The organism is Streptomyces kebangsaanensis (assembly GCF_001906585.1).
Taxonomy (GTDB): Bacteria; Actinomycetota; Actinomycetes; order Streptomycetales; family Streptomycetaceae; genus Streptomyces; species Streptomyces kebangsaanensis.
In genome coordinates, this window is record NZ_JUJA01000070.1 from 69,796 (window position 1) to 70,806 (window position 1,011).

Annotated in this window: 1 protein-coding gene and 2 pseudogenes; all 3 read right to left on the bottom strand. The window is 73.6% G+C overall.

The genetic code is table 11. From position 1 onward, the window contains the following. Positions 1-317 (bottom strand): annotated as a pseudogene (locus RH94_RS42920) (hypothetical protein); the annotation flags it as partial. 157 nt (positions 318-474) lie between these two features. Next, positions 475-867, bottom strand: coding sequence for a DUF6113 family protein (locus RH94_RS10010; protein ID WP_073947301.1), 393 nt, complete (start codon positions 865-867; stop codon positions 475-477). Positions 868-887: 20 nt separating this feature from the next. Continuing rightward, positions 888-1,011: pseudogene (locus RH94_RS42925) on the bottom strand (N-acetyl-1-D-myo-inositol-2-amino-2-deoxy-alpha-D-glucopyranoside deacetylase); the annotation flags it as partial.

Here is a 1,011-nt window from a genome sequence, read left to right on the forward strand (position 1 = left end):
GGAGCCGCCGGCGGCTGCTGGGCATCGTCGCCGGCGCCCGCCCCGGCGGTGTCCTCGGCCTTGCCCTCGGAGCTGCCCGAGGAGACGGGCTTGCGCACGACCACGGGCGGAATCGGCCTGGACCCGGGGATGTTGATCCGGATCCGGGTCGTCAGCGTGGTCTCGGTCTTGCGTTCCTCCGGCTCCGCGGCCGAACGGCCCGCGTCCGCACGGCCGTCGGACACCGCCGGGATGCCGTACGGCGGGGTCCCCGAGGGGTAGGCGGGTCCGCCGCGCCCGTTGGGCCCGGAGGACGGAGTGTCAGTTTCACGACTCAAGGCAGGTTCTCCCGGTTGGCTCCGCCGCCCGTCACGACCTCACTGCGGGCGGCTCGGCGGCGCGCACCACCATACTGGCCACGACCGGCTCGTTTCCCGGGACCGCTGGGGAAACCCGCACCGGACCCGCACGGGCGGTACGGGAAGAAGTGGTACGTCACTTGCCAGGTCGAATGCCGTCGCCATCAGGTTGCCGCCCGCGCCCCATCGTGGCGCAGATCACAGCAAGGGCCATGCCGCCAAGCAGGAAGATATAGGATCCGCCGCCGGCCGCGAACATGAAGTCCCCTTCCGGTCGGCCGGCGGTGAGCAGGACGACCACGACGGCCCAGCCGGCGGCACCCGCCACGGCCCCGCTCCGGCTGCCCACGGCCCTCGCCCCGCCGAGGAACAGCCCGGCGGCACCGGCGAGCGCGAGCAGCAGCCCGCCGGGGAACCAGGCGGCCTGTACGAGCGCCCCCGCGATCCCGACCACGACGCCGAGCAGGAAGAGCCCCAGACAGGCGGCGATCCGCCCCGCGGAGGGAGGCTTGAAGGGTTGCGCGAGCATGGACCCCGGCCCGCCCGCACTCACGACGCCGCCTCCTCGGTCCCGGCGAAGAGATCGGTCTCCACGCCACCGTCCTGCTCCCCGGACTGTTCCCCGGCCCGCTCCCCCCGCACCAGCTCGTAGTACTCGGTGGTGAAGAGAGGC

Bases quoted from the DNA above. Each gene is read 5' to 3' on its own strand.
- RH94_RS10010 (WP_073947301.1), bottom strand. From the start codon at position 867: ATGCTCGCGCAACCCTTCAAGCCTCCCTCCGCGGGGCGGATCGCCGCC.